Source organism: Bacillus sp. PK6-013, assembly GCF_054161445.1.
In genome coordinates this window covers 1,819,319-1,845,208 of sequence record NZ_CP096417.1, presented here as the reverse complement: position 1 = coordinate 1,845,208, position 25,890 = coordinate 1,819,319, and the positions used below count along the sequence as shown (strand labels likewise).

Genomic DNA, 25,890 nt, shown 5'->3' with positions numbered 1-25,890 from the left:
TTCATTTAAAACCCGTTTTCTTTAAAAAACGATTCAGTCAATGGCTTTGCCTGTTTGTCTTGTTTTGCTTGGTGGAGAAACCGGTAAATGTATTTGCCGATCATATCGCACTCGATGTTGACGATGCTTCCGGGCTTTTTTTCCGAAAAAATCGTTTCATCCAATGTGTGCGGGATAAGCGAGACTGTTACTTGATCTTCCGTCAGTCCAAAAATGGTGAGGCTGACGCCGTCTACGGCGATCGAACCTTTTAACACAAGCATTTTGGCCAGTGAAGGGTCAAGTTTTAAATCATAGTATACGGCGTTAGCCGCTTTTTCTATGCGCACGATAGACGCGGTGCCGTCGACATGCCCCGACACCATATGCCCGCCGAAGCGGCCATTTGCCGCCATCGCCCGTTCAAGATTGACGCGGCTTCCTTTTTTTAATGTGCCGAGTGATGTTGCTTTCAGGGTTTCAAGCATGACATCCGCCGTGAAACTGCCGGAACCGAACTCATTTACGGTCAGGCAGACTCCGTTGACAGCAATGCTGTCGCCAAGCTTCACATCCTCGGTCACTTTGTTGGATTGGATGACTAAAGACATGGCGCTTCCCGCCTTTTTCATGTCCAAAATCATTCCGACTTCTTCAATGATGCCTGTAAACATATGCCACCGCCTTATTTTTTTATCGGTTTTGCCGCCAGCTTTATATCCTGGCCGATTTTGGTAATGGTTGTGAAATGCAGTAAGGGGACATCTTTCATCGATTGAAAGCCTTCACCGGAGAGGATGCTGGGAGATTGCAGCCCTCCGATTAATTTAGGGGCAAGATAGAAGATCATTTGCTGATAGAGTCCTTCTTTGACGAAGCTTGCGTGAACCGTCGCACCACCTTCGACAAAGACTGAAGCGATACCTTGGTCTGCAAGGTGCAGAAGCACGTCGCGCACCGGAAGTTCATGCGCATCCAGCACGGTTACCTGTACACCTTCTTTTTCCAGGTTCCGAACCTTTTCGGGATCTGCCTTGGACGTCGTGTAAATCCAGGTTGCCGCTGCTTTATCCTGAATGACTTTTGACTGAAGCGGGATTGACAGCGTCGTATCGAGAACGACACGCACCGGCTGATTCACTGCACCGGGGAGACGGCATGTCAAACTCGGGTCGTCTGCTTTTATTGTGCCCAATCCCACTAAAATACTCTGGTGGTTTTTTCGGTATTGGTGAGCGTCCATCCGCGCTTCTTCAGAAGTAATCCATTTGCTGTCGCCTGTTGCGGTAGCGGTTTTGCCGTCAAGGCTGGCAGCTGCTTTTAATGTCACATACGGAAGGCCTGTCCGCATAAAATGCATGAACTTTTCGTTCAGCTCTTCCGCCTGTTCTTTGAGAACGCCTGTTTCGACCTCGATCCCGGCACTTCTCAGCATCCCGATTCCTCTTCCGGAAACGAGCGGATTCGGATCTTCGGCCGCCACGACTACCCGCTTCAAACCGGAACGGATAATCAGTTCCGCGCAAGGAGGCGTTTTGCCGTAATGGCTGCACGGTTCAAGCGTCACATAAATGACGGCTCCTTCCGCATGGCGGCCTGCCATTTGAATGGCGTGCACTTCTGCATGCGCTTCGCCGTATTTTAAATGAGCCCCCATTCCGACCACTTCACCGTCTTTGACGACAACGGCTCCGACAAGCGGATTGGCTCCTGTCTGACCTTCACCCTGCTTCGCAAGCTCCAATGCAAGATTCATATAATGCGCATCTGTCATGAATTTCCCTCCCTTCTTCCAAAAAAATAACCCCGGATGTCGATCCGGGGGTTTGTTTTTGTGCATGAGAAATAAAACTATGCATCATCATTATTTTTCACATAGTCTCTTCATCCTTCTCCCATCCAGACTTTCACTGTCGGCTTCAGCTTCTCACTGAATCCACCGCTTTGCACGAAGCACAGCGGGTCACGGGCTCTAAAGCTGTCTCTCGCTTTATTACCGCCGGTCGGGATTTTCACCCAGCCCCGAAGGATACAATCGATATTTACTTGTCCTTATGCGTAATTATAGCGGCCGCATATTAAAATTGCAATGAAAACTGCTTGCACAAAAAAACCCTCTGAGAAACAGAGGGTTTCAGACTGTTGACAAAATAGGTCGGATTTTTATAATCCGACCTATTTTTGTCCAATTTATTCTGTTTTTTCGATGAGAATGCTGGCGAATTGGACTTTTCCAAGTCCAATTCGCCAGCTTTTTGAGATTCATGGCAGTGAAAACAAGCATCGCCTGCATGGACAATTTTTTCTTACCCCGTAGGGTTGTCCAGCGCAGGCCATGCTTGTGTTTTAAATCCGCAAAAACCCGTTCGATCGTTTCTTTGCGTTTGGCGTAGATTCGCCTATTCTCATCCGTGTAGCGAAGATGGTCGGCTTCATCCAAATGATCCTGCCAGAGATGCCTGTGAATCATCTTTCGATGATTTCGACTTTCCGTACATTGCTTCAAAAAAGAACAGTGTTCACATCGGTTTGGATCTGATGCATAAATCCGATAGCCTTCACGGTTGGTTGTGCGATATGTCAGAACATGATCGTCAGGGCAAATATAAGCATCGTAATATTCATCGTATACATATTCATGTTTTCTCATGAACCCTTTTTTAGTTTGTGGTCGGGTGTAGGGCATGACGGGATGGACATTTTGATCACTTAGAAATTTTGCGATAAACGGCGTTTTATATCCGGCATCAACTGCGACCGTATGAGGCTTGGCGACGTGCTCTTTCACCTGTTGAAACAGGGTCGTGAACACTTGGCTGTCATGAATATTGGCAGGCTCAACAACCGTCCCCAGCACAAATCCATTCCGGTCACAAGCTGTATGAAAACCATAAGCAAAAAGACGTTCCCGTTCACCTTTTACAAAATAACCGCTCTCAGGATCTGTCGTACTTTCTTTTATTTCCCGTTCTTCTGAGCATTGCCTGGGCTTTAAGGGCTTTTTGCCGTTGGCTTCGCGATCGGCATTAATTTCTCGATCTAATTGTTCCTGATAAGCTCTTGTTTCTTTTCTCACAATCTTCTTCACAAACTTTTTCTTATTCGCATTGGCTTTGACATGGGTTCCATCGATAAAGGCGACCGACGGGTCGACAAGACCGAGATCCATGGCCTGACGCAAGATTTTATAGAAGATTGTTTCAAATAGGTCCGTATCATGAAAACGGCGCTCATAGTTTTTACTGAAGGTTGAAAAATGAGGGATTTTTTCAGAAAATCCATATCCAATAAACCAGCGATAAGCGACATCGGTTTCGATCCGTTTAATGGTTTCGCGCATCGAGCGGTGGCCAAACACGTACTGAATCAGAACCATTTTGATCAATACAACGGGATCAATGCTTGGGCGCCCTTTTGAAGAATAAAGGGGAGCAACTTTTTCATAAATAAAAGAAAAGTCCATAGCTTCTTCTATTTTCCTGACCAGATGGTCTTCCGGGACAAGTTCACTTAAGGCAAAGACTTCAAGCTGTTCGCGCTGATCTTTAGAGTGCTTAGACAACATGGAAAAACCTCCAAAAACTAGATTTCACTCACATTTTAACAAAAAAAGCTTGTCGATCAAGCCACTTTTTGTGGCTTTGTCGACAAGCTGAAACCCTCTGAGAAACAGAGGGTTTTTAATCTGCCACCTTGACGACTTTGATTAATCCGTCGATTCTGTTGGCATTAGAGAAGTAGGCCTTTACTTTGTCTCCTTCTTTAATGTCGGACAGATCCTGGTTGAGATTTTTCGCATTGAAAATGATCTTCGTTCCGTTATCTGATACCCCGTGGTATTCAGTGCCGTCAATTTTGGTGATCTTATATTGATAAATGGTATAGTTCTTTTCCTCAGATGAGACGGTTTGGCTGAGCGCCGTTGAGACATCTTGAACGCTTCCGTTTTTTAAATAATAAAAGCCTCCGGCCAGTACGGCAGCCAAAACGAGCAGAACCGTGAGCTTGAATCTTATTTTCCCCATGATCAAAACCTCCAGAACACGTTCTGAACTATCCTATGTTTATTTCCTGTGAATGATGAAATAAAACATGTTCGATTCAGACGGAAAATATGTGGTTTTTAAGTATAACGCAAAATGAAGGGAAATCGTTTCATATTCAGACGAAATACTACTTATAACCTACGAATGTACATTCTGGTTTAGGGGTGTGTGTGAAAACAAGCTTGAAAATTGAGTCTAAATAACTATGTTCCAAGAAACCGTTTGTTCTGTTTTCTTCGCTTTAGGTTTCGCTGTAAAAGTCGTTTCGGATGGTGATAACGGACTGATTTTTAAGATACTCGCTGTCTTTCGTTTTGGCCCAGTCGAGAAACTTCACATGCTTGGAATGGAACAGGGCCTCGTGATGGGGCGAGCGACCAGCAGCCGCGCCGAGTCTGTGCTTGATACCGCGCACGAACTTCCAATATTGATAGAAAGGCAGTTTTAATTTTGTCATAAATCCTGCCGAGTCTTCAATCACATATCCTTCCTCTTCAATCGACGGGTCATTTGACACAGACAGGTACCATTTATAAAAATCGGTCCACTGGTCAAAAGAAATGACTTTTTGCTTACATTCTACGCGAAATGTCTCAGCAAAACAGAGGACATCTTCATACGGCAGCTTTTCATATTTCATCTGTCTTTTGACAATGTCGAGAAGGACAAGGTTATCCGATTTGTACTCGATAATGTGCGGATCTTTTTCTGGCAGCACGACTTCAAACACTAACGAAACATTGCGTGTTTTTACATATTCTTTTATATCCTCAATCTGAGATGCGTCAAACGTTTTGTGAAACAGCTCTTCCACCCATTTCGCATGGCCGTCTTTTTGTCCGCTTGCCGATGTATAAGATTTTGAGGTGAAGACGAGCTCATCGGTTTCAGAATTGTAGCCGACCGTTCCCAAAAATCCATTCGCCTTATCATAAACAGTGACCGGAAAGCGCAGCGTGTTAACGAGAACATGCATTTTCGTCGTCAGGCGTTCATCGATGTTGAAAAATTTGTTGTAGCTTCTGCTGACGATTTCCTTGGTGTTTCTGTTGATAAACAGCCCTCTTGCCTTCATGCTGACGCTGTCCCATTTTCTCTCCTGAAAAGCCTTCCTCGTAAAGTTAAAAGAGGAAATGCCTCCGGCTAATTTTTGCTCAGATACATAATCGTGTTCGTCCAAATGCTTTAGAAAATGGTCGACTGTCAGCTCCTCGTGTTCGTGATGAGAATCAAGCGAAGGAGCGGACGTTTTAAACACATCATTTTTTATCTCATGTGTTTGAATGCCAGACCGATCGATGGTGACAACCCTTAAATGCCCGCCGTGCTCCACCTGCCCTTCCAGGTTATATGATTTTGCGGCTGCATGCACTGGAAGCCGGAACATGTTTCTGTGCCCGTGGATTTGAATGATGTTCCGCCCTTCCATATTTTTCGTAAAGACATGGTCGATATCTGTCTCATATCCGCCGACACCGTTGATCAGCTGGCTGGTAGCTGTAAGCAGAAGGTTGTCAGGAAGCGCGGAAATGCCTCCGTGCGTGATGATGTAAGTATCTTCTCCATACGTGAAGTAGACAATTTGGTGGAAGCGCCTGGCCAGTTCCCTGATATCTTTTTTGTCAAAGCCTGCTTTGTCTAATTCCGGTTTTGTCTTCTTGTTGAATACACTGCTTCTTGTTTCTTCATCATGCCCGTATTGCTTCAAATATTTATCATGATTTCCTTCGAGCAAAATCACATTTTTACGATCTTTGATACTGAGCAGGAATTGAACGACTTTTGCGTTTTCTATTCCTCTATCAAGCATATCACCTGTAAAAATATATAACTCGTCATCTTCGAGTCTGCCTTTCAAATAAGAATCCAGCACCGTAAAACAGCCGTGCACATCCCCGATCACATGTATTTTTTCATAACTGTCGAGCCGCCTCGGCTTATACTGCATCACATCGTCAAATTCTTCCAGCTTGATGACCGTTGTCCAGGAAGGCGCCGGTTCGGTTAAAATCCGCTCGTGCATGGCGTGAACCACGCTGTCGGGCACCCGCTTATGCTCAGCCCTCTCCCGGTTTCTCAACAGAGCGGTCTCAAGCGGAATATCGGAAAAATCAACCACATACGCTCTGTAGCGATACTTTAAAACGAGAGCTTTATAGCTTGAAATCATGCTTGGTTTCGCATGTGTGGCATCAACAACGGTGAATTCCCCCCTTTCCATCCTTTCTTCAAGGAGGGTGAACAAAAGCTTCCATACTTTTCCGTCATTTTTTTGAGAAATGTCGTATTTCCCTTCCAAATTTAACACGGGTGACTGATGGATCAGCCTCAGCTGATCAGCAGACAGTGTATATTGATTCAATTGATGATCCCTGATCCAGGTTGATTTTCCGGTGCCAGGGCAGCCTCTAAGCAGTACCAAAGTCCTCATTATTGATCTCCTTATTTAGTTCTGATAAGTTTTATTATAAAAAAATTTAGCATCCCTTCCAAGAATATACGTCCTTATTTGCATTTTGTTTCAAAAAATATCCCCTAAAGGGGACTTTTTACGTGTTATTTCACACCTATCCTCTTTTTATCGGACATAAAAAAGGCAGTGCTCATATAAGCGAGCACTGCCCTTTGACGGAATATTATGTTACATTTCGTTCTCCGATATGAATCGGTGACGTTTTGGCAGATGTTACGTTTCTCTCAGCAACATGTACCGGTGTGGATGTTACATTTCTCTCAGCGATTTGCACCGGTGTGGACGTTACGTTTCTCTCGGCGATTTGCGTCGGTGCGGACGTTACATTTCTCTCGGCGACTTTCATACCATCTGTTTGCGTCATCAGCACAGCACTTGCCAGAGAAAGTCCTGCTATTGAAGCAGCGGCGGTTAACAACAGTTTAGATTTCATACGACCAGTCCCCTTTTTTCATTTGTTTTCGAGCACTGAATACCGTTTGATAGAAATAAACAGAGTCGCTCAAGCGCCCAATTTCATTATAGTATTCAGCAGCTTCCAATGCCAAGTCCTCAATATCGGGATACATCTTTTTTGACCCGAGCAGCTGAAAAGTTTCCAGCATTTGAGCTCTTCCGTCATCATCAAGATACAAGGCTTTCAAAAAATGAAATTTTGATAGATAGATCGAATCGTCTGATCGCCGGGCGATGTCAATCCCTTTGTTTAACGCGTCATCCGCCTGTTCCAGCTGCTTCAGCTTGAAATATGCATGTGCAAGACTAAAAAACGCTTTTGGGAGAATATCTGATGACTCTTCTTGATAAATCGCAGCAGCTCTGTTGAAGTATTCAGCCGCCCGATTAAAATCCTCCATCTTATAATAGCAGTTACCCAAATTGTAATAGGTGTGTCCTTCCAATATGAGCTGGCCTTTCTCCTGTGAAAGCTTCAGCGCCTTTTCAAGATGCGAAAGCGCTTTTTCATTCGAATCCAGATCGTCATAGTTGCCTGCGATGACGAACTCGCATTGGATTCTCCGAACCGTGTAAGTTTCATGTGCCTGGTAGGTTTCAATCGCTTGAAGCGCATAATTCATCGACACGTGGCTCTGTTTCATATGATAAAACACTTCAGCCATTTTAAAATGAAACTCGGCTCTCTCTATTTCGTCCTCGACATGCAGCAGCTTTTTTTCGGCGCGCCTGTAAAAAGAGATCGCTTTAATATAATCATGGTTTTTATATTCATACATCCCTCTAAAAAAATTGAAATAATATTCAAGCAGGCCTGTCAGCTTTCCTTGTTCATCTTCGATATCTTTTAATATTTCAGAAAAGTCAGGCGGGGTTTCGCCTTCTTCCAATGGTTTTACGTAATCAAGCATGATTCTGTGTCTGAATTCCATTAAGGCGTAATACAATAATAAGTCTTGATCTTCTTCCATTTGAGAAATTTCGCGCTCAATTTCTGCCTTCAGCATTTCGGCGTCCGTAACATTGAATTTGCGTATCGCGTTATACCAGTCATTAATTTTTACGCCGACTGCAGTCGATGGGATTTTTACGCTCACCCCTTACGCCCCTTCCTTTTATACAGATTGCGTTCTCTTTCTAGCTCTTCACTTGAATATATTTTACATAAAGGGTCATTTTTTCACAATTATTTTATTTATTAGGATCATCATTTCCTAGCAAAACGCGGTCGAAGAATCGGTCCCTGGTCCTATTGCATCTGGAAAATGAACACCGTTTCAGACAAAAAAACAGCCCGGCTTAGCGGGCTGTTTCTTCGCTTTCTAATTATGCGTCAAATACTTCGACTTTTTCCATGCCTTGTCCCTGCTCCATTGAAGTGACAGCATCAAGACCTGATGTGACTTTTCCAAAAACAGTGTGTACGCCGTTCAAGTGCGGCTGAGGCTCATGGACGATAAAGAATTGGCTGCCTCCAGTATCTTTTCCTGCGTGAGCCATTGAGAGAGAACCGGCTTCGTGTTTATGCGGATTCCCTTCTGTCTCGCATTTAATCGTATATCCAGGTCCGCCTGTTCCGGTGCCGTGCGGGCAGCCTCCTTGGCTGACGAAGCCCGGAATGACGCGGTGGAACTTCAACCCGTCATAGAACCCTTCGTTTGCAAGTTTTTCAAAGTTGGCGACAGTTCCCGGCGCCGCTTCCGGATATAGTTCAAACTCGATTTTTTTGCCGTTTGTCAGTTGTATGTATCCTTTTTTAGCCATCTTGATTCTCTCCTTTCATTTCACAAGGGTCATTATATCATATCAAAGAAGCACAGAGCCAATCTACCTGAAATAAACGGCGCTCTTGCATCACTTTTGTAAAAGATTTTTAAAAAAGGTTGAATCGCCTGTGAAAATCATGAATGATAAAAGAGCGGTGTGATACGATACCCGGAGGGCATTTGACTTGAAGAAAAATGGATCACTTTTTTTCTTTGAAACCTCTCTCATCTTTCATCCGTCTATATTTCGGAACGCATTATTTCCGTTCCGGCAGGCTTCTTTAAAAGTACAGCAATTCTGCCTGAAGCCTGCATTTTTAAGGAGGGCATTGAGCTTGAAAAAATCGATACTAGGAATCTTTACAGCATTGTGTCTGCTCATTTTCCCGCAGGTCAGCTTTGCTGACGCCGCAGTGGGTGATGTGATCGTCACGCTGGGGAAAGACTTGTCAAGCCAGGACAGACAAAAGGTATTAAAAGAAATGAATGCGCCTGAAAATGCGACCATCATCGAGGTGACAAATGATGAGGAGCATAAATATTTAGGGGATTATATACCGAAAGCACAAATCGGAACAAGAGCGATTTCTTCTTCTTCGATTACCGTAGCGAAAAAAGGCACCGGTTTGGAAGTGCAGACACACAATATCAGCAGAATTACGGATGAAATGTATTTAAACGCGCTGATGACAGCCGGTGTAAAAGACGCTAAAGTCTATATCACTGCACCATTTGAAGTATCAGGCACAGCCGCTTTGACCGGTTTAATGAAAGCCTATGAAACGACTTCGGGCGAAAAGATCTCCGAAGACGTGAAAAAAGTCGCGAATGAAGAGCTAGTCACCACTTCAGAGCTTGGCGAGAAAATCGGCAGTGAGAATGCATCAGCGCTGATGGCCAAAGTCAAGGAAGAAATCTCGAAAAACGGGGTTCCCGAATCAAAAGAGGAATTGGAAAAAACGATTGATTCCGCCGCTTCCGATCTGGGAGTGACGCTCACAGAGGATCAGAAAAAATCTCTCATGTCTTTATTTAATAACATGAAAAATATTAATATCGACTGGAACCAGGTTGGAGACCAGCTTGACAAAGCAAAAGATAAAATCACGAAATTCCTGGATTCTGAAGAAGGACAAAATTTCCTTCAAAAACTGATCGACTTCTTTGTGTCTCTGTGGAATGCCATCGTTTCCGTATTCACCGGCGGCGGCACCTCAGAGTCCAACGGTTAACACAACCGCCAAAACACCTCCTTTTTCAATTGAAGGGGGTGTTTTATTTTTGCAGAGGGGAAGTCCCCTCCGTCTTCTTCATAGTTTTCGTGAATAAAATCGGTCAGCAGTTTTGTAAATCGGTAAAACGTTTCGTTTTGCGTCGCTGCCCTGTCTTTTAGCGTGAACCGATCAAATAAAGATTGGCGGAATCCTGTGCTCATTTCAAGCTGAATGCTCAGCCCGGAAAGCGACTTGTTGGCGATGTTATTCGGATGGGTTCCGGCGTACTTGTCGTCCGTCGCCAGCATTTCAGCGGCAAACCCCGAGCGATTCAGCTCATCAACCAATATTCTGATTTTAACGCGGTCTGTCCCGCCCACTTTAATAGCGCGGTCTTCACTGTAATAGCCGTGAAGCGACATGACATACTGGTGACTCGCAGTGATGGCGAGCGCCGCCGGCTCGTCAAAACGGGTGCTTGTAATGTGAAGATCCCTATTGCCTGATGATTTCAGCCCTTCAAACAAGTACAAGGAATAATTTTTCGCCACTTCATTGGCGATTTCACTTGTTCCGGGTTCGATGCCGCCTCCATGGATCGCCATGATGAGCATCGGCACTTTTGCGTCCTTCTCCGTCATTCGGTAAGACGCCGGATCTTCATTCCGCTTCAATTCTTCAAAGCTTGAATATTTATCAGCGGACTGTGTTGCAGGATGAGCCGCAGCAGAATATGGGAATGAAATCACAGCAGAAATTAATAAAATATTCACAGAACTGTTTATTGCTGTAAAACACTTCGCTATGTTACAATCAACACATTGCTTCAGGCACTGGAGCATGCGGTGGAGTAGGGATACTTTGGCCGGTTTCATCTACTCCGCCTCTAAATCCGCAAAATCAGCAAATCTCATCCTTTTCACCTTGATCATTGCCTTTACCATCTCCTTTGTTAAATTTTTGTTAAATTCCCAATATTATATACAATCAGCCCGGTCGCTGTTCTATGCATGTCATGATCTTTTTTGCAAAAAACACCCCCGATGGCCGGGAAATATTCTTCATGCGGCAAACGGGAAAAAATTCTTTTTTGAATAAAAAAATGGAGACCCCCTTGAGGGAATCTCCATTTTTTTATTATTTTACTTTCGATTTCAGCGGCAGATCCAGCTTGACGATATCCTCATACGTCTCTCTCTGAATGACGAGCTGCGCTTCTCCATCCTCGACAAAAACGACGGCCGGGCGCGGAATGCGGTTGTAGTTGTTGGCCATGCTGTAGCCGTATGCACCGGTGCAGAAAACGGCGAGCACATCTCCGTCACGAACTTCGGGGATTTCCAAATCCCAAATCAGCATATCTCCGCTTTCACAGCATTTTCCTGCGATTGATACGGTATCATGACAAGCATCGTTCATCCTGTTGGCGACGGCCGCTTCATATTTTGCCTCATAAAGCGCCGGCCTGATATTATCGCTCATGCCGCCGTCAACAGCCACATATTTGCGAATGCCCGGCACCTCTTTTTGCGAACCGGTCGTGTACAGCGTGGTTCCCGCATCTCCGACGAGAGACCTGCCCGGTTCGATCCAAATCTCAGGGATGTCAAAGCCGAAATGCTCGGCATTTGCTTTGACCGCCTCGATGATTTTTTCAACATAGACATCGGCAGCGAGCGGCTCGTCGTCTTTTGTATAGCGGATGCCGAAGCCCCCGCCGAGATTGAGCACTTCCGGAATGAATGAGTAAGTCTCCCTCCATTCAGCGAGCTTTTCAAAGATCTTGTCTGCCGCAAGAACAAATCCCGCCGTATCAAAAATTTGCGAACCGATGTGGCAGTGCACGCCGAGGAGCTTAAACGCAGATGAGCGAAGGACTTGTTCGATGGCTTGTTCGACCTGCCCATTGTGCAGATCAAAACCGAATTTCGAATCTTCCTGTCCCGTCGTAATATAATCATGCGTGTGCGCTTCAACTCCCGGTGTGATTCTGAGCAAAACGTCTACAGTTTGTCCTGATTGCTTGCAAAGCTTTTCTGTAATGGCGATCTCGTGAAAGTTATCGAGCACGATGCAGCCGATTTGATGCTCCAGAGCCATGGCTAGTTCTTCAGAGCTCTTATTGTTTCCGTGAAAATGAATCCGTTCAGCGGGGAACCCTGCTTTGATCGCAGTAAAAAGCTCTCCTCCCGATACCACATCCAGAGACAGCCCCTCTTGTTCGGCAAGCTGAATCATGGCGACCGCTGAAAACGCCTTGCTTGCATACGCTACCTGCGCTTTTAAACCGGCTTCCCTGAATGCCTTCTGGAATTTTCGGGCGCGCTCTCTTATCAGCGCGACATCGTATACATAAAGAGGTGTTCCATATCTTTCTGCCAATGATAGAACATCGACACCGCCGATTTCGAGGTGTCCACTTTCATTTCGTCTGCTAGTACCATGTAAAAACAATTGTCATTCCCTCTTTCTCTATCTACAAAGGTGCAAGGGGCGGTCCGATTGCTGCCCGATGCATCTTCCGGCTTCATGATAGTGCGATTCTTATGTTGTATTATAACATTTCGTTTTAAAAACTAAACCACCATTTGTCCAAATTTTCTTGATTTACAAAGGGAATAATCCCCTAAAAAACCAATCCATTCTATTGATTATAGAATAACAGAAAACAGCACTTGATAGAAATAGGCATACATAACGTCCATTCAGTTAAAAAAAGAGCTGAAAAATCGAGATTATCGCCCATACAAATAGGCATTTACCTGAATATAATCTTAAAGATGAAACCTAAAAAAACGAAGTGGGAAAGAGGTTATCATATGTATCCAAACCGTTACCCCTACACCCCGGCTCCAGGCTATACACCGGAAGATGTATACGGCTCTTATCAGCCGGCTGTACATCATGAACAGCGAATTTACGAGCCTTATGAAGGGCAGATTATTACAGCTCCGGCGAATACGAGATTTTGGCGGAGAGGAACCGAGGTTTTCCTTCATTCGTCAACGTTTGACCCGTCCGGCCGCGAAATGCTGTATGTCGTCTATCCGATCAGAAGACAGAACAACATCTGCAGCCTCCGGGCAGTCGCGATCTCTGCGAACGAATACAGAGGCATCGGGACCCAAAGACCTGAATTCGATTACTGAAAAAGAGGCTTTTCCCCGGGGAAAAGCCTCTTGGAATACCGTCTTCACGGCTGTCTGGAGCGGTTTCGCGGATGAACGATGCTCGGCCTGACTTTTCCCCCGGGAACGGAAGTGCGCACGAGAACATGCCAAAACGCTTTTCCGTTGAACGGGAGGAGAGGCCATAAGTAAGGCGTCCGCAAGGATCTGATCGAAGTCATCACTATAGTTAAGATCGTTAATCCGATGACAAATCCCTCCACTTTAAAAAGCGCCACCAATATCAGCATAAACAGCTTCACCATTTTATTCGCCAGACTCAGCTCGTAGCTTGGTGTCGTGTACGCTCCGATTGCCGAGAGGGAAACGTATAAAATGACTTCGGGAGAAAACAAGCCGACATTGATCGCGATATCGCCGATCAATACGGCAGCTATCAGGCCCATTGCAGTCGAAAGCGCCGTCGGCGTATGAATGGCGGCCATTCTTAAAAATTCGACGCCGAGATCCGCCAGGAAAATCTGCATGATAATCGGGATATGAGTGTCTTTGTTTAAACCGATAAACGATAAATGATCAGGCAAGAGCGACGGCTGAATGACAAACAATAGCCAAAGCGGCAGCAAAAAGGTGGAGGCCAAAATACCGAAAAACCGCACCCACCTTAAAAACGTCCCAACAGCCGGTGTCTGTCTGTATTCCTCAGCATGCTGTACATGGTGAAACAAAGTCGTCGGCGTAATGATGACGCTTGGCGACGTATCGACGATCACGATGACATGCCCCTCTAAAATATGGCTTGCGGCTACGTCTGCCCTTTCCGTAAACCTGACAAGCGGAAACGGATTGAAGCCTTGGCCGACAATGAATTCCTCTACCGATTTATCCGACATCGGCAGTCCATCGATCTTCACATTTTCAATTTCTTTTTTTAATACTTCAACAAGATCGGGATCTGCAACATCTTCCAAATAGCAAAGGCAGATGTCTGTTTTGGAGCGTTCACCGATATGAAGCATTTTATAGCGCAGGCGTTCATCTCTGATCCGGCGTCTGATCAGGGCTGTGTTGACGATGATGTTCTCGACGAGCCCGTCTCTTGCACCGCGTACGACTTTTTCTGTATCAGGCTCTTCCGGCGTTCTGCCCGGATAGCTTCTGACATCAATGATAAATGCAAATCCCGCATCTTCGACGATGATGGCAACCAGTCCCGACAGCACTTGGTCCACCGCTTCATCAAGCGTTTCTGCTTTTGAAACCTGCTGGTTCAAAAGCCTGTTTTCGACAATGTCTTCGACCTCGCCCGACTCTTTTTCTTTATCATTGAGATGGACCAGTTCCCTTAACAGGTGAATGATGTATTGGGTGTCACACAACCCGTTGACATAATAAAGCTGAACTTCATGGCCGAGGATAAAGACCTTGCGTACGCCAAGGTCAAAGCTTTCTCCCATGCCGACCCGCTTCTTGAAATACGCTTCATTCTTAGAAGGATCAAGGAATACGTTCGTCTTCTCTTGCTTTTGAGCACTCATGATACCCGCTCCTTTCTAAAATGAGCTCGACCGCTTTCATTGTAATCGGCGATCCTTTTTCCACATCGTCTTTTCTGTTCATTTTACCGATATCACCGATTCCGACGATGATCGGAACATCCAGCTGATCAAGGCAATAGACCGTGTCACCATTCATTCGTTTGACATCGAGCTCTTTGACCCCGTGTTTATCGACGCCGAATTCCGTCAGTTCACCTTCCGCATCGATTGATACATCGACCCTTGTCCACTCTGCATAATGAGTTTTTGAAGCGACGGCGATGACCCCGAGCACCTCGATATCGGCATGCATCGCTACATATTTCATCGCTGTCTCTCCCGGCCCTTCGCCTTGAAGTCCGGAATCATCAAACATGACGAATACAGGATCATGAGGGGTTTCTAGGATCATGGATACAAGCTCCGGTCCCGTTTTAATGCTTGGATTCCCCGCCGATTGGGAAATACAGCGGCCGCCCGTTTTTCTTGCCGCATATTCGATTGCTTTTGCAGCGTATATATCGCCGTCTGTGACCAAAATGACCTTGCGTTTTGCTGGCATTATCCTTTATCCTTTCGGTTTAAAAATCACGGCAACAAGAAAAGCAAACAAGATAGCGGCAGATACACCGGCAGATGTCAGTTCGAATATCCCCATGCCGATTCCGATAAAGCCATGTTCCTCAGCCTGGTGCATCGCGCCGTGCAAAAGAGAATGGCCGAAGCTGACAATCGGGACTGTAGCCCCGGCACCGGCAAATTCGATAAAACGGTCGTAAAGGCCGAAACCGTCAAGGATCGCTCCTGATACGACAAAAGTTGACATGACATGAGCCGGCGTCATTTTAAAGATATCAAGCAAAAGCTGGCCGATGACGCAAATCAATCCTCCTGCAATAAAAGCAATGACATATTCCATCTTAAGCGTTCCCCCCTTCGGCCCGTTCAAATACGACGCCATGGGCAATGCATGGTATCGATTCTTTTTGCTGGACGATCGTCGGGCTTAAAAGGGCGCCTGTCGCTACAACAAGCACTCTGTTCAGCCTTCCCGCTTCAATTTCTTTAAAAATGTGGCCAAAGGTGACGACAGCGGAACAAGCACATCCGCTTCCGCCTGCAAAAACCTGCTGGTCAGGCGTATAGATCATCAGTCCGCAGTCATTATGTTTTGTCCCGACATTGATTCCTTCCTCTTTTAACAAATCCTTCAAAATCGGGCTGCCGACACCTGAAAGGTCGCCGGTTAAAATTAAATCGTAATCATCAGGGGTGCGTCCCAGATCCTCTAAATGCTGCTTGATCGTATCCGCCGCAGCGGGGGCCATCGCCGACCCCATATCCTGCGAATCGGTAATCCCCAAGTCGATAACTCTTCCGACGGTTGCACTGCTGATTTTGATGCCGCCGGGCTGCTGACTGAGGACGACTGCTCCGCTTCCGGTCACTGTGGATGTAGCGGTTCCCGGCTTTTGGCCGCCGTATTCCGTCGGGTAGCGAAACTGCCTTTCAGCAGTAGCATTATGACTGCTGGTTGCCGCTAGGGCACGCTTTGCGAAACCTCCGTCAATCAATGCCGAACTGATCGCGATCGATTCCATTGATGTCGAGCATGCTCCAAATAAGCAAAGAAAAGGAATTTTCAAATGCCTCGCCACATAGTTAGCTGTCACGTTTTGGTTGAGCAGATCGCCTGCCAAAAAGATATCGATGTCTTCCTTTTTAAGATTTTGTTTTGATAACGCAGTCTGAACCGCATCCTCCATCAGCTTGCGCTCTGCCATCTCCCAGTTTTTCTGGTTACAGTGCATTTCATCATAGGTTTTGTCAAATAAGTGTCCAAGCGGACCTTCTTTTTCTTTAGGTCCAACCGCTGTTCCGCTCGAGTTAACAAACAGCGGGTTCTCGAACTCCCATGTTTGTTTTCCAGTTAATTTCATGATGTTTTCCTCCTAAAACAACTTGTCAAAGGCAAAGCGGATCATTCCCACAATATAAGCGGCCACAACGCCGAACACGATGACGTTTCCGGCAAGCTTGAACATGTTTGTCCCCACGCCGAGAACATAGCCTTCGCTTTTATGCTCAAGGGCTGCACTCGTCATACTGTTGGCGAACCCTGTAACCGGAACGGCGGAACCAGCACCGGCAAACTGGCCGATTCTGTCGTAGACGCCAAGGCCTGTTAACAGAGCGGAGATTAAGATGAGCGTAGCAACCGTCGGGTTTCCAGCTGTTTTTTCATCAAAGTGGAATACGGCCATATAAAAATTCTGGAGAGCCTGGCCGATCGTACAGATCAGACCGCCGACAAGAAAAGCCTTGATACAGTTCAGGACATAAGGCGGCGTAGGCTGATAAGCTTTGACTTTCGATTGGTAATTATCTTTCAAACTTGACATCATATTCCTCCTTTTATGACAAATGAACAAAAATGAGCCATTGAAACATCGAGCCAAGGATCTTCCCGAACACAATGGCCATTAAAAGAATCAAAATCCTGTCCCCCATACCGATGCGTTTCGCCAGTATCGGAAGCACGTTCAACACTTCTGTCAGCGCCGCTGCAAGCATTCCGATGAAAACGCCCGCCAAAAGGCCGATCGGAACAAGCAGCCATTTGGATAAAAAAAAGCGGGACATGTTCAGCGATTCCCATCCTCCGAACACCGCGCCCAGAATGACAGCCCATTCATACGCCTGGATAAACCCTTGCGTTTTCGTCAGCTGAGTCAGTCTCGGTATAATGCCAAGCACGGTAAGAAAAGCGACAAATCCAGATCCAACCGCAATCCCTCCTGCGAGTCCGAGAAAGATGATAAAGATCACGCTAATGATCATGAATATCCTTTGTCGTTTCTTTGTTTTCGTGCAATGCCACATAATGGTCCAAATCAAGCTGATATTTAAACATCTCGACCTCCAGAGGGCTCGGCTCCTCGTTAAACCGTTTTTTAAATAAATGATTAAAAAACAAAATCATGCCGAGACCGAGACCGATGCTGTACGGAATCTGCAAAAGGTATGGATAGCGGTTCTCCTTGCCCGTCACCATTTCGTAAAGCAAGATGTGTACGTCCCTCATGCTGACATCTTCATGAAAGTTCATGACAGCAAGGCCGGCACCGACGAACAGGAGCAGCCAGACGCCGACGAACAGTACGGGAGACAGCCCCCTTTTCGGATATTGGATCTCCACGATTGTTTCGGAACCGCCGACGGTTTGGACGTCAAGGTCAGGAAACGATTTATGTACAGCTTCGATCACCTTCATCACGTCCAACACCACCATGCTTTGATCCGCTTTGCTGACCTGATAAATAGGCAGCCGTTCAAGCTTTTCTTTGTATCGGCGGTCGCCCGCTACCTGTGCGATATGGCCGAGCAGAATCAATTCATCGGGATCGGCCTCAAGCCGGTGGCGGAGTCTGATAAAAACTTGACGTTCCATCTGGGTCACTTCCTATATGATGGTTATAGTTGTAGTATGAAGTACATCCCATTTATCATTCAGCAAGCGGCAAAAGACCATAAATTACCACAAAAAAAACCGGAACGCTCTTTTTTGGAGCGTTCCGGTTTTTCATTAGACATCCGAGCAGCCTCAGCTTTCAAATTGATCCATCTGGTTTTTGATTTGCTTTAAAATCTTTTTTTCAAGCCTCGACACTTGCACCTGGGATATGCCGAGGCGGTCGGCAACTTCAGATTGCGTCTTGTCTTTGTAATACCTTAAATAAACAATCAGCTTTTCCCGTTCATCCAAATCCTTGATGGCTTCCTTCAAAGCGATTTTATCGAACCACTTCTCTTCCGACTGATCGGCGATTTGATCCAGAAGTGTAATCGGGTCTCCGTCGTTTTCGTAAACCGTTTCATGAATGGATGAGGGAGAGCGGACCGCTTCCTGGGCCATCACGACTTCTTCCGAACTGATTTCGAGATAATCGGCGATTTCCTGAACGGTCGGAATCCGGCCGTTTGACTTGGAAAGCTCGTCTTTTGCCCGCCGGATTTTGTTGCCGAGTTCTTTCAGCGAGCGGCTCACTTTGACGGTTCCGTCATCTCTGATAAACCGCTGAATCTCGCCGATAATCATCGGGACGGCGTAGGTGGAAAACCGAACGTCATAGGAAAGATCGAATTTGTCCACCGACTTCAAGAGGCCGATGCAGCCGATTTGAAAGAGGTCATCAGGCTCATAGCCTCTGTTCAAAAAACGCTGAACGACAGACCAAACAAGACGCATGTTTTTTTCTATGAGGAGGTCCCTTGCTTTTTGATCGCCGTTCTGGCTGTTTTTAATCAGTTCTTTCACTTCATGGTCTTTAAGCTGAGTGTTCTGGTTTTCTTTTTTAACCTCCACATCCATAACAAATCTCCCTTAATTGCAAAGCGCTTTGCTTTTTGATAAGTGCTTTGTTAAGTGTATTGTGGTTCCCATCTCAGGTGAGGAGTCGATCGAGATATCATCCATGAAATTTTCCATGATCGTAAAGCCCATTCCCGACCGCTCGAGTTCAGGCTTTGTCGTGAACAGGGGCTGGCGCGCTTCCTCAAGATCAGGGATGCCGACTCCTTCGTCACGAATCGTTAAGTAGACGATATGATCATGAAGGGTGACGGAAATGTATACGTCTCCCTGCCCTGAGTTTTCATAACCGTGTATGATCGCGTTTGTGACCGCTTCGGATACGACCGTTTTAATTTCGGTCAGTTCATCCATCGTCGGATCGAGCTGAGCGATAAAAGCAGCGACTGTCACCCGTGCAAACGATTCGTTTTGGCTGAGTGCCGTGAACTGGATATTCATTTCATTTTTCATGACGCCACCCCCAACGTTTCAAGTGCACGCTGCTCTGATTGCTCAAGGCGAATGATTTTAAACAGCCCGGACATATCAAATAAACGTTTGACAGCAGGAGAAATGGCGCAGACGATCATTTCTCCGCCGAGCTGTTTAATCTCCTTATATCTGCCGAGCACGACGCCAAGTCCTGAACTGTCCATAAACGAAAGGTCTGCAAGATTCATGACAATATGGCGAATGCCGGATTGTTCCAGATGGTCACTGACTTGTTTTCTCAAGGTTTCTGCTGTATGGTGATCGAGTTCACCTGTCAACCGAATGCATAGTACGGATTCTTTGACGTGAATATCGATTCCGAGGCTCATCCTCATTCCTCCTTGGTTTAAATCGGATAATGAGTGTTTCGCTTCAGACTTTATAAATTCCTTCACCGTGACAAAACTAGTGACCGTTCGGCATTATTCACTCCACTTCGTCCAGTGGGTCATCGTCCGCTTGAACATCGTCCACATCCCTGCTTTATCCATGTCTTTTTCCGCGACAAGAGGGCTTTCAGCGAGAACCTTTCCGTCCTTTTTCAATACGAGCGTCCCAAGCTCTGTGCCTTTTTTGACAGGGGCCTGGATATCTTCCTTCTGTTTGATTTCTTTTTTAACAGCTTCGATATTTTCGCCTTTTTTCGTCAAAAGGGAAATCGGTTCCGATGTGACAAGGTTTATTTTTTGCTCATGGCCTTTATTGACCTTCAAATCGGAAATGATTTCATTGCGTTTATACATCGGATGCGTTTCATATTGGCTGAATGCAAAATCAAGCATTTTTGTGATTTGGGCATTTCGTTCTTTTGGCGTACTGGCACCAAAAACGACAGCGATGACGCGCATGTTTCCTTTTTTCGCTGAAGCTGTCAGGCAGTACTTTGCTTCATTTGTAAAGCCGGTCTTGACTCCGTCAACGCCGGGATAAAATTTGATGAGGCGGTTTGTGTTGACGAGCCAGAATTTTTTATCACTGTTTTCTCTCAGATAGTCTTCATATGTTCCCGTAAATTTCGTGATGTTTTCATATTTTAAAAGCTCTTTCGCCATGAGTGCCATGTCATAGGCTGTGCTGTAATGGCCTTCTTCAGGCAGACCTGTCGTATTTTGAAAAGATGTATCCTTGAGGCCGAGCTCAGCGGCTTTTTCATTCATTCTTTTGACAAATTCCTCTTCAGATCCGGCAATATGCTCTGCCATTGCCACAGAGGCATCATTACCCGATCCGATGGCGATCCCTTTCAGCATATCTTCAACCGTCATTTCTTCGCCGGGCTCAAGGAAAATTTGCGATCCCCCCATTGAAGCGGCATACTCGCTTGTTCTGACTTTGTCTTTCATTTTGATCTTGCCTTCATCAAGAGCTTCCATGATCAACAGCATGGTCATCACTTTTGTCATGCTGGCCGGGGGAAGCTTTTCACGGCTGTTCTTGTCATACATCACCTTACCGGTATCCCGCTCGATTAAAACGGCAGATTTTGCGTCATCAGCAAGCTCCGACGGTTTCTTTTCGCTCTCTTTTGCAAACGCCGGCGGCGCAGTCATCAGGATTATCGTAAAAATCAGCAATTTGGATAAATGACGTTTCATCACCCAGACCTCCATTTCGTAATCCTCTTTATTTTTTCCAATCCAGTTGGATTTATACGGATTGATTGGAAAAAATTTCTCATCAGGCAAAAAGAAAGAGCCAATGCAGGTTCTTATTTGAACTTGCATTGGCTCACATTTCAACTTCGCGGCGGTTTTAGCCGATTTTGGCGACGGCCGCTTTAACAAACCGCAAAAAGTCGGCTTTTACTTTTTCGGTGACTTCGATCACTTCGTCATGGGAGAGCGGCTGATCGAGGATTCCGGCTGCCGCGTTTGATATACACGAAATGCCGAGCACGCGAAGGCCCGCATGTTTTGCCACGATGACTTCCGGAACCGTCGACATGCCGACAGCATCCGATCCGATCGTTCTGAGGAAGCGCACTTCGGCAGGCGTTTCGTATGTAGGTCCTGTGACGGCTGTGTAAACCCCTTCTTGTACACTGATGTTCAATTCTTCGGCTGTTTTTTTCGCCAAGAGGCGCAGTTCCTTATCATATGCGGATGACATGTCAGGGAATCTGACACCCAGCGAGGAATCGTTCGGCCCGATCAGCGGATTCGTTCCCATATAATTGATATGATCGGATATGATCATCAGATCGCCGGGACGGAACGATTCATTGACGCCGCCTGCGGCATTGGTCACAATTAAAGTCTCGATCCCGAGTTCTTTCATGACACGTACCGGGAAGGTTACCTTGTCCATTGAATACCCTTCGTAAAAATGAAAACGCCCTTGCATCGCGACGACTTGCACATTTTCAAGTCTGCCGATGACAAGCTGTCCGGCATGCCCTTCAACAGTGGAAACAGGAAAATCCGGGATGTCTTCATATTTAATGCGAACGGCGTCTTTTATCTCATCAGCAAGCACGCCAAGGCCCGATCCCAAAATCAGGCCGACCGCCGGTTTGATTTCTGTTTTGCTTTTAATATAGTCTGCGGCATTTGCAATCATCTGTTTCACGTCGTTTCCTCCTATTTCAGCAGGGATAAAAAGCTTTTTCCGTACTTTGGCATATTCGTTTTAAAGTTGTCGGCAATCGTCGCGCCGATGTCCGCGAATGTATCTGCGAGCGGAAGCGCACCGGGCTTTTCGTGCTTTTTGCTGTATACAAGAAGCGGCACGTACTCCCTTGTATGGTCTGTGCCATGGTGAACCGGATCATTGCCGTGGTCGGCGGTAATGATGAGCAGATCGTCTTCACGCATCTTTTCAAATACTTCAGGAAGGCGCGCGTCGAATTCCTCGAGCGCTTTTCCGTATCCTTCAGGATCGCGGCGGTGCCCGAACAGCGCGTCAAAGTCCACGAGGTTTACAAAGCTGATTCCTGTAAAATCTTTGTCAAGCGTTTGCACCAGCTTGTCCATCCCGTCCATATTTGATTTCGTTCTAAGTGATTCCGTAATGCCCTCGCCGTCGTAGATATCGGAGATTTTGCCGATCGCAATCACATCATAGCTGTCATCTTTCAATTCATTCATTACGGTTCTGTCAAACGGCTTCAGCGCATAATCATGCCGGTTCGGCGTCCGTTTAAATTCGCCCGGCTTGCCAACAAACGGCCTCGCAATGACGCGTCCGACCATATATTTCTCGTCAAGCGTAAGCTCGCGCGCGATCTCGCAGATTTTGTACAATTCCTCGAGAGGCACGACTTCTTCGTGTGCGGCAATCTGCAGAACGGAGTCCGCTGAGGTGTAGACGATCAGCGCGCCGGTTTCCATATGCTCCGCACCGAGCTCATCCAAAATCGCAGTGCCTGATGCAGGTTTGTTTCCAATCACTTTTCTTCCGGACTTCTGTTCAAGTTCATGGATCAATTCGTCCGGAAAACCTTCGGGAAACACCTGGAAAGGTTTGTCTATGTAAAGTCCCATTATCTCCCAATGACCAGTCATCGTATCTTTTCCGTTTGAGGCTTCTTTCATTTTGCCGTAATAGGCAAGCGGCTCTTCTGCCTTTTCGACACCTTTGATTTCTCGGATGTTGCTGAGTCCGAGCTTCGACATGTTCGGCAGGCGGATGCCTCCCATGTGTTCGGCAATATGGCCCAATGTATCTGCGCCTTTGTCATTAAATTGATCGGCATCAGGCGCCTCGCCGATTCCAACGGAATCCATCACAATTAAAAATACTCGGTTGTAATCAAATGCAGGCATTTGTCGGCCTCCTTTTTTTCTTTCTGTCAGCTGTAGGCTGTCACGCTTGGCATAAAAAAACCAAAATACCGCTATTAGCCAAGTATAAACCGTTTACACAACAGTTGACAATACGAACGGGAATAGTGAGAAACTTCCCGCAATTTGCTGCACACTCAACATGAAAAACCGTGCTTTCGCCTGTTCTTTTAGGCTATGCACGGGGATGGTATTGCTTATATACGTCTTTCAGCCTTGTTTTCGTCACATGTGTATAAATTTGCGTCGTCGAAATGTCGGCGTGTCCGAGCATTTCCTGAACGGCCCGGAGATCGGCTCCGTTTTCGAGCAGGTGTGTGGCGAATGAGTGCCTCAGTGTGTGCGGCGTCAGCTCTTTATTAATTCCCGCTTCCAAGGCGATTTTCTTTAAATTTTTCCAAAACCCCTGCCGGCTCATCTGTCTGCCGTGGTGATTCAGAAACAGGGCGTCTTCGGAATTTTTTTTCAAAAGCTTTCCCCTCGCTTTTGACAGATATTCGCCGACTGCATGTGACGCCGCTTCGCCGAGCGGAACGATCCGCTCCTTTCTTCCTTTCCCGAAGCAGCGGATAAAGCCCATCGATAAATGGACATCGGACAGCTTTAATGCGATCATCTCGCTGACGCGGATTCCTGTCGCATACAGTAATTCCAGCATCGCTTTATCGCGGTAGCCGAACGGCCCCGTCAGCTTCGGCGTATCCAGAAGCGTTTCGACTTCCTGTAATGACAGCACCTTCGGGAGCGTCCGTTCCGTTTTTTGTGACTCAATATGGACGGACGGGTCCTGGGCTGTTACTTTTTCCCTCAGCAGAAACTGGTGAAAGCTGCGGATGGAAGCGAGATGCCTCGCAATCGTCTTACCGGATTTTCCGGCGTCTTTTAAATGCTTTAAAAACTGGATGATGGTAAGCCTTGTCACCTGGTCAAAAGAGCTCAGCTGCTCCTGTTCCTCTAAATAGGCGGCGTAGCTGTTCAAATCCCGTTCATAGCTCACAACCGTGTTGTGGGAAAGCCCCCGTTCAACAACGGCGTAGTGGATAAAGTCTTTAATATGAACTTTCACGCTATCCTACTCCCCGTTCAAATAAAAAAAGATTAACCGGTTAAACCAGCTGCCCTGCTCGTCCCCTTCCATCGAGGCGACCTTGAGGGCTGCTCCTTCAGGTTTATCATACCGATGATAGTTTTCATACTCTGAATTTATCCATATCATAGCATAATAAAACAAGACGGTAAAACCGGTAAACAGCACGAACACCTTGATCATATCGGCAGCCGTTTTCAGCATTTTCATACGGTTTCAGGTCCCTTCTTTTGATTCGATTACTAAAACTTATGCCAAATGAGACAAGTTTTATACGTCTGAATCAAAAAAGAACCCGCTCATGGCTGAAAGGGTTCTCTCCGGTTTAGACTATTCCGATTCCTTTTGCTGACAGTCATGACAGATGCCGTGGAACGTCAGCCTGTGGTCTTTTATTTTAAATTTCCAATCCTTTTCAATGATTTCTTCCACGTCTTCAAGCAAATCTTCTTCAATTTCAACAACCGAACCGCATTCCATGCAAACAAGGTGGTGATGGAAATGTGCGGCACCTTCTTTACGGAGGTCATATCTTGACACACCGTCGCCAAAATTGATTTTATCCACTACTTTTAATTCAGTTAACAATTCAAGAGTCCGATATACTGTCGCAAGACCAATCTCAGGAGATTTCTCTTTTACGAGGAGGTATACATCTTCTGCGCTTAAATGGTCTTCCTCATTCTCAAGCAGCACCCTTACAGTAGCCTCGCGCTGAGGGGTGAGTTTATAGCTGGAAGAATGCAGTTGCTTTTTAATCCGATCAATACGTGTTTCCATTGACTTTCCCTCCTACGCCGCATTACCTAGCTTATTATAACAAAACAAGCGCAGGGAGCCAACTATAATCATTATAAATTGAGAAACAAAATGAATATTTTTTAATAATCATTATAAATTAATGCTGTTTCGGCAAGACGTACTCCGTCAGCTTTTCCATCAACACCGGCGAAAGATATGCTTCAAAGGAAGAGGATATAAGAGACATCGCGAGAATCAGGACGAGCACAAAAGCGTACCGGCCAAACCAATGGACAGGCGCTTCTGCAAGGCTGCGTTTGACAAAAAGCTGGCGGATGAGCCTCATCGAAAAGGCGATGGCGCAAGTCCCCATGATCAAGTAAGCTGGGATCAGCAGCATATTTTGCGGGAGCACGGAGACAAAAGACAGGAAAAAGCCGTTGATTCCCATTTGATTGACGAGAAAGCCGACTGTAAATCCGACGACGATCCCTTTTAAGAAGACCATGATAAAAATGACGGGCAAGCCGATGATGGAAATCCCGAGAATCCACATTAAGCCTAAATATTTCATATTATGAAGAAAGCTCTGCAAAAACATTTCCTTTGAGCTGGCTGCTTTTCCTTCGGAAAGCTGTCCAAAAAATCGATTCAAATAGTAGAACAAATCTTCTTTTTGACCGATCGTCATGCTGTTGACGATGACCGCGCCGAAAATCACACCCATTAAAAACAGTACTGAAACAAATAAATAGATTGACAGATGATCCTTCATATGTTGAAAGATGAGCTCTTTGATTGTGGGCTTCCGCATGTATCTTCCTCCCAGACGTG

General features: G+C 46.0%; 29 protein-coding genes and 1 riboswitch. Of the genes, 2 read left to right on the top strand and 27 right to left on the bottom strand.

Annotation, left to right across the window (positions count from 1 at the left end):
• Positions 1-5: 5 nt before the first annotated feature.
• From ribE to M1E03_RS09265, 8 genes are all read right to left on the bottom strand, one after another.
• Positions 6-653 carry a riboflavin synthase gene (gene ribE / locus M1E03_RS09300; protein ID WP_023857491.1) on the bottom strand — a complete coding sequence of 216 codons (648 nt, stop codon included), beginning with the start codon at positions 651-653 and terminating at the stop codon, positions 6-8.
• 11 nt (positions 654-664) lie between these two features.
• Entirely contained in the window at positions 665-1,753 is a 1,089-nt protein-coding gene (ribD, locus tag M1E03_RS09295; protein ID WP_023857492.1) for a bifunctional diaminohydroxyphosphoribosylaminopyrimidine deaminase/5-amino-6-(5-phosphoribosylamino)uracil reductase RibD, read from the bottom strand.
• A 109-nt stretch (positions 1,754-1,862) separates the two neighbouring features.
• A riboswitch (FMN riboswitch) is annotated at positions 1,863-2,013 on the bottom strand.
• 100 nt (positions 2,014-2,113) lie between these two features.
• Positions 2,114-3,544 (bottom strand): IS1182 family transposase, encoded by a 1,431-nt coding sequence (locus tag M1E03_RS09290; RefSeq protein WP_020451077.1) that lies wholly within the window; start codon positions 3,542-3,544, stop codon positions 2,114-2,116.
• 115 nt (positions 3,545-3,659) lie between these two features.
• Positions 3,660-4,004, bottom strand: coding sequence for a hypothetical protein (locus tag M1E03_RS09285; protein WP_020452015.1), 345 nt, complete (start codon positions 4,002-4,004; stop codon positions 3,660-3,662).
• A 262-nt stretch (positions 4,005-4,266) separates the two neighbouring features.
• Complete coding sequence (locus tag M1E03_RS09280) at positions 4,267-6,456, bottom strand: RNA ligase (RefSeq protein ID WP_458110755.1); 2,190 nt, start codon at positions 6,454-6,456, stop codon at positions 4,267-4,269.
• Positions 6,457-6,661: 205 nt separating this feature from the next.
• Positions 6,662-6,931: a hypothetical protein gene (locus tag M1E03_RS09275; protein WP_368679391.1), complete on the bottom strand. Its 270-nt coding sequence runs from the start codon at positions 6,929-6,931 to the stop codon at positions 6,662-6,664.
• Positions 6,921-8,051, bottom strand: a complete 1,131-nt coding sequence (locus M1E03_RS09270; RefSeq protein WP_458110754.1) for a response regulator aspartate phosphatase — start codon at positions 8,049-8,051, stop codon at positions 6,921-6,923. The genes M1E03_RS09275 and M1E03_RS09270 overlap by 11 nt, the downstream gene beginning before the upstream one ends.
• A gap of 229 nt (positions 8,052-8,280) precedes the next feature.
• Positions 8,281-8,718, bottom strand: coding sequence for a peptidylprolyl isomerase (locus M1E03_RS09265; protein WP_020452019.1), 438 nt, complete (start codon positions 8,716-8,718; stop codon positions 8,281-8,283).
• 337 nt (positions 8,719-9,055) lie between these two features.
• Here M1E03_RS09265 and M1E03_RS09260 point away from each other — a divergent pair, with 337 nt between their 5' ends.
• Complete coding sequence (locus M1E03_RS09260) at positions 9,056-9,952, top strand: DUF1002 domain-containing protein (protein WP_020452020.1); 897 nt, start codon at positions 9,056-9,058, stop codon at positions 9,950-9,952.
• Here the strand turns inward: M1E03_RS09260 and M1E03_RS09255 are convergent.
• Both M1E03_RS09255 and lysA read right to left on the bottom strand, forming a co-directional pair.
• Positions 9,949-10,809, bottom strand: coding sequence for a poly-gamma-glutamate hydrolase family protein (locus M1E03_RS09255; protein ID WP_023857497.1), 861 nt, complete (start codon positions 10,807-10,809; stop codon positions 9,949-9,951). The genes M1E03_RS09260 and M1E03_RS09255 overlap by 4 nt on opposite strands.
• A gap of 262 nt (positions 10,810-11,071) precedes the next feature.
• Complete coding sequence (gene lysA, locus M1E03_RS09250) at positions 11,072-12,388, bottom strand: diaminopimelate decarboxylase (protein WP_458110753.1); 1,317 nt, start codon at positions 12,386-12,388, stop codon at positions 11,072-11,074.
• A 365-nt stretch (positions 12,389-12,753) separates the two neighbouring features.
• Between lysA and M1E03_RS09245 the strand changes: the two genes are divergently transcribed.
• Entirely contained in the window at positions 12,754-13,083 is a 330-nt protein-coding gene (locus M1E03_RS09245) for a hypothetical protein (RefSeq protein ID WP_023857499.1), read from the top strand.
• 44 nt (positions 13,084-13,127) lie between these two features.
• On the opposite strand, the gene M1E03_RS09240 is transcribed toward M1E03_RS09245, so the two are convergent.
• The 17 genes from M1E03_RS09240 to spoIIM all read right to left on the bottom strand — a co-directional run bounded on the left by M1E03_RS09240 (position 13,128) and on the right by spoIIM (position 25,870).
• Positions 13,128-14,600 carry a spore germination protein gene (locus M1E03_RS09240; RefSeq protein ID WP_020452024.1) on the bottom strand — a complete coding sequence of 491 codons (1,473 nt, stop codon included), beginning with the start codon at positions 14,598-14,600 and terminating at the stop codon, positions 13,128-13,130.
• A complete protein-coding gene (locus tag M1E03_RS09235) occupies positions 14,560-15,162 on the bottom strand; it encodes a stage V sporulation protein AE (RefSeq protein WP_043054370.1) in 603 nt (200 codons plus the stop codon). Before M1E03_RS09235 ends, M1E03_RS09240 begins: the two co-directional genes overlap by 41 nt.
• Positions 15,163-15,168: 6 nt before the next feature.
• Entirely contained in the window at positions 15,169-15,519 is a 351-nt protein-coding gene (spoVAE, locus tag M1E03_RS09230; protein WP_020452026.1) for a stage V sporulation protein AE, read from the bottom strand.
• Between the two features lies 1 nt (position 15,520).
• Positions 15,521-16,540 carry a stage V sporulation protein AD gene (spoVAD, locus tag M1E03_RS09225; protein WP_020452027.1) on the bottom strand — a complete coding sequence of 340 codons (1,020 nt, stop codon included), beginning with the start codon at positions 16,538-16,540 and terminating at the stop codon, positions 15,521-15,523.
• Between the two features lie 12 nt (positions 16,541-16,552).
• Positions 16,553-17,002: a stage V sporulation protein AC gene (gene spoVAC / locus M1E03_RS09220; protein ID WP_020452028.1), complete on the bottom strand. Its 450-nt coding sequence runs from the start codon at positions 17,000-17,002 to the stop codon at positions 16,553-16,555.
• 13 nt (positions 17,003-17,015) lie between these two features.
• Positions 17,016-17,441, bottom strand: a complete 426-nt coding sequence (locus M1E03_RS09215; RefSeq protein WP_023857502.1) for a stage V sporulation protein AB — start codon at positions 17,439-17,441, stop codon at positions 17,016-17,018.
• Positions 17,431-18,051, bottom strand: coding sequence for a stage V sporulation protein AA (locus M1E03_RS09210; RefSeq protein WP_020452030.1), 621 nt, complete (start codon positions 18,049-18,051; stop codon positions 17,431-17,433). Before M1E03_RS09210 ends, M1E03_RS09215 begins: the two co-directional genes overlap by 11 nt.
• 153 nt (positions 18,052-18,204) lie before the next feature.
• Positions 18,205-18,972, bottom strand: coding sequence for an RNA polymerase sporulation sigma factor SigF (sigF, locus tag M1E03_RS09205; protein ID WP_020452031.1), 768 nt, complete (start codon positions 18,970-18,972; stop codon positions 18,205-18,207).
• Between the two features lie 12 nt (positions 18,973-18,984).
• Complete coding sequence (gene spoIIAB / locus M1E03_RS09200) at positions 18,985-19,425, bottom strand: anti-sigma F factor (protein WP_020452032.1); 441 nt, start codon at positions 19,423-19,425, stop codon at positions 18,985-18,987.
• Positions 19,422-19,775, bottom strand: a complete 354-nt coding sequence (gene spoIIAA, locus M1E03_RS09195) for an anti-sigma F factor antagonist (protein WP_020452033.1) — start codon at positions 19,773-19,775, stop codon at positions 19,422-19,424. Before spoIIAA ends, spoIIAB begins: the two co-directional genes overlap by 4 nt.
• Positions 19,776-19,868: 93 nt before the next feature.
• The gene (locus tag M1E03_RS09190; protein ID WP_020452034.1) at positions 19,869-21,041 is read right to left on the bottom strand and encodes a D-alanyl-D-alanine carboxypeptidase family protein; all 1,173 of its coding nucleotides are present in this window, start codon (positions 21,039-21,041) and stop codon (positions 19,869-19,871) included.
• Positions 21,042-21,198: 157 nt separating this feature from the next.
• Positions 21,199-22,005 (bottom strand): purine-nucleoside phosphorylase, encoded by an 807-nt coding sequence (locus M1E03_RS09185; protein WP_031304985.1) that lies wholly within the window; start codon positions 22,003-22,005, stop codon positions 21,199-21,201.
• 20 nt (positions 22,006-22,025) lie between these two features.
• Positions 22,026-23,210, bottom strand: a complete 1,185-nt coding sequence (gene deoB, locus M1E03_RS09180; RefSeq protein WP_020452036.1) for a phosphopentomutase — start codon at positions 23,208-23,210, stop codon at positions 22,026-22,028.
• Positions 23,211-23,403: 193 nt separating this feature from the next.
• A complete protein-coding gene (gene xerD / locus M1E03_RS09175; protein ID WP_023855928.1) occupies positions 23,404-24,294 on the bottom strand; it encodes a site-specific tyrosine recombinase XerD in 891 nt (296 codons plus the stop codon).
• Between the two features lie 6 nt (positions 24,295-24,300).
• Positions 24,301-24,525 (bottom strand): YqzK family protein, encoded by a 225-nt coding sequence (locus M1E03_RS09170; protein WP_023855929.1) that lies wholly within the window; start codon positions 24,523-24,525, stop codon positions 24,301-24,303.
• Positions 24,526-24,645: 120 nt separating this feature from the next.
• On the bottom strand, positions 24,646-25,095 hold the full coding sequence (fur, locus tag M1E03_RS09165) for a ferric iron uptake transcriptional regulator (RefSeq protein WP_003183178.1): 450 nt from the start codon (positions 25,093-25,095) through the stop codon (positions 24,646-24,648).
• 118 nt (positions 25,096-25,213) lie between these two features.
• Entirely contained in the window at positions 25,214-25,870 is a 657-nt protein-coding gene (gene spoIIM, locus M1E03_RS09160; RefSeq protein WP_026579353.1) for a stage II sporulation protein M, read from the bottom strand.
• Positions 25,871-25,890: the final 20 nt, after the last annotated feature.

Coding starts and splice junctions, on each gene's coding strand:
- ribE (WP_023857491.1), bottom strand. CDS start 653: ATGTTTACAGGCATCATTGAAGAAGTCGGAATGATTTTGGACATGAAA.
- ribD (WP_023857492.1), bottom strand. CDS start 1,753: ATGACAGATGCGCATTATATGAATCTTGCATTGGAGCTTGCGAAGCAG.
- M1E03_RS09290 (WP_020451077.1), bottom strand. CDS start 3,544: ATGTTGTCTAAGCACTCTAAAGATCAGCGCGAACAGCTTGAAGTCTTT.
- M1E03_RS09285 (WP_020452015.1), bottom strand. CDS start 4,004: ATGGGGAAAATAAGATTCAAGCTCACGGTTCTGCTCGTTTTGGCTGCC.
- M1E03_RS09280 (WP_458110755.1), bottom strand. CDS start 6,456: ATGAGGACTTTGGTACTGCTTAGAGGCTGCCCTGGCACCGGAAAATCA.
- M1E03_RS09275 (WP_368679391.1), bottom strand. CDS start 6,931: ATGAAATCTAAACTGTTGTTAACCGCCGCTGCTTCAATAGCAGGACTT.
- M1E03_RS09265 (WP_020452019.1), bottom strand. CDS start 8,718: ATGGCTAAAAAAGGATACATACAACTGACAAACGGCAAAAAAATCGAG.
- M1E03_RS09255 (WP_023857497.1), bottom strand. CDS start 10,809: ATGAAACCGGCCAAAGTATCCCTACTCCACCGCATGCTCCAGTGCCTG.
- M1E03_RS09245 (WP_023857499.1), top strand. CDS start 12,754: ATGTATCCAAACCGTTACCCCTACACCCCGGCTCCAGGCTATACACCG.
- M1E03_RS09240 (WP_020452024.1), bottom strand. CDS start 14,600: ATGAGTGCTCAAAAGCAAGAGAAGACGAACGTATTCCTTGATCCTTCT.
- M1E03_RS09235 (WP_043054370.1), bottom strand. CDS start 15,162: ATGCCAGCAAAACGCAAGGTCATTTTGGTCACAGACGGCGATATATAC.
- spoVAE (WP_020452026.1), bottom strand. CDS start 15,519: ATGGAATATGTCATTGCTTTTATTGCAGGAGGATTGATTTGCGTCATC.
- spoVAD (WP_020452027.1), bottom strand. CDS start 16,540: ATGAAATTAACTGGAAAACAAACATGGGAGTTCGAGAACCCGCTGTTT.
- spoVAC (WP_020452028.1), bottom strand. CDS start 17,002: ATGTCAAGTTTGAAAGATAATTACCAATCGAAAGTCAAAGCTTATCAG.
- M1E03_RS09215 (WP_023857502.1), bottom strand. CDS start 17,441: ATGATCATTAGCGTGATCTTTATCATCTTTCTCGGACTCGCAGGAGGG.
- M1E03_RS09210 (WP_020452030.1), bottom strand. CDS start 18,051: ATGGAACGTCAAGTTTTTATCAGACTCCGCCACCGGCTTGAGGCCGAT.
- sigF (WP_020452031.1), bottom strand. CDS start 18,972: ATGGATGTGGAGGTTAAAAAAGAAAACCAGAACACTCAGCTTAAAGAC.
- spoIIAB (WP_020452032.1), bottom strand. CDS start 19,425: ATGAAAAATGAAATGAATATCCAGTTCACGGCACTCAGCCAAAACGAA.
- spoIIAA (WP_020452033.1), bottom strand. CDS start 19,775: ATGAGCCTCGGAATCGATATTCACGTCAAAGAATCCGTACTATGCATT.
- M1E03_RS09190 (WP_020452034.1), bottom strand. CDS start 21,041: ATGAAACGTCATTTATCCAAATTGCTGATTTTTACGATAATCCTGATG.
- M1E03_RS09185 (WP_031304985.1), bottom strand. CDS start 22,005: ATGATTGCAAATGCCGCAGACTATATTAAAAGCAAAACAGAAATCAAA.
- deoB (WP_020452036.1), bottom strand. CDS start 23,210: ATGCCTGCATTTGATTACAACCGAGTATTTTTAATTGTGATGGATTCC.
- M1E03_RS09170 (WP_023855929.1), bottom strand. CDS start 24,525: ATGAAAATGCTGAAAACGGCTGCCGATATGATCAAGGTGTTCGTGCTG.
- fur (WP_003183178.1), bottom strand. CDS start 25,095: ATGGAAACACGTATTGATCGGATTAAAAAGCAACTGCATTCTTCCAGC.
- spoIIM (WP_026579353.1), bottom strand. CDS start 25,870: ATGCGGAAGCCCACAATCAAAGAGCTCATCTTTCAACATATGAAGGAT.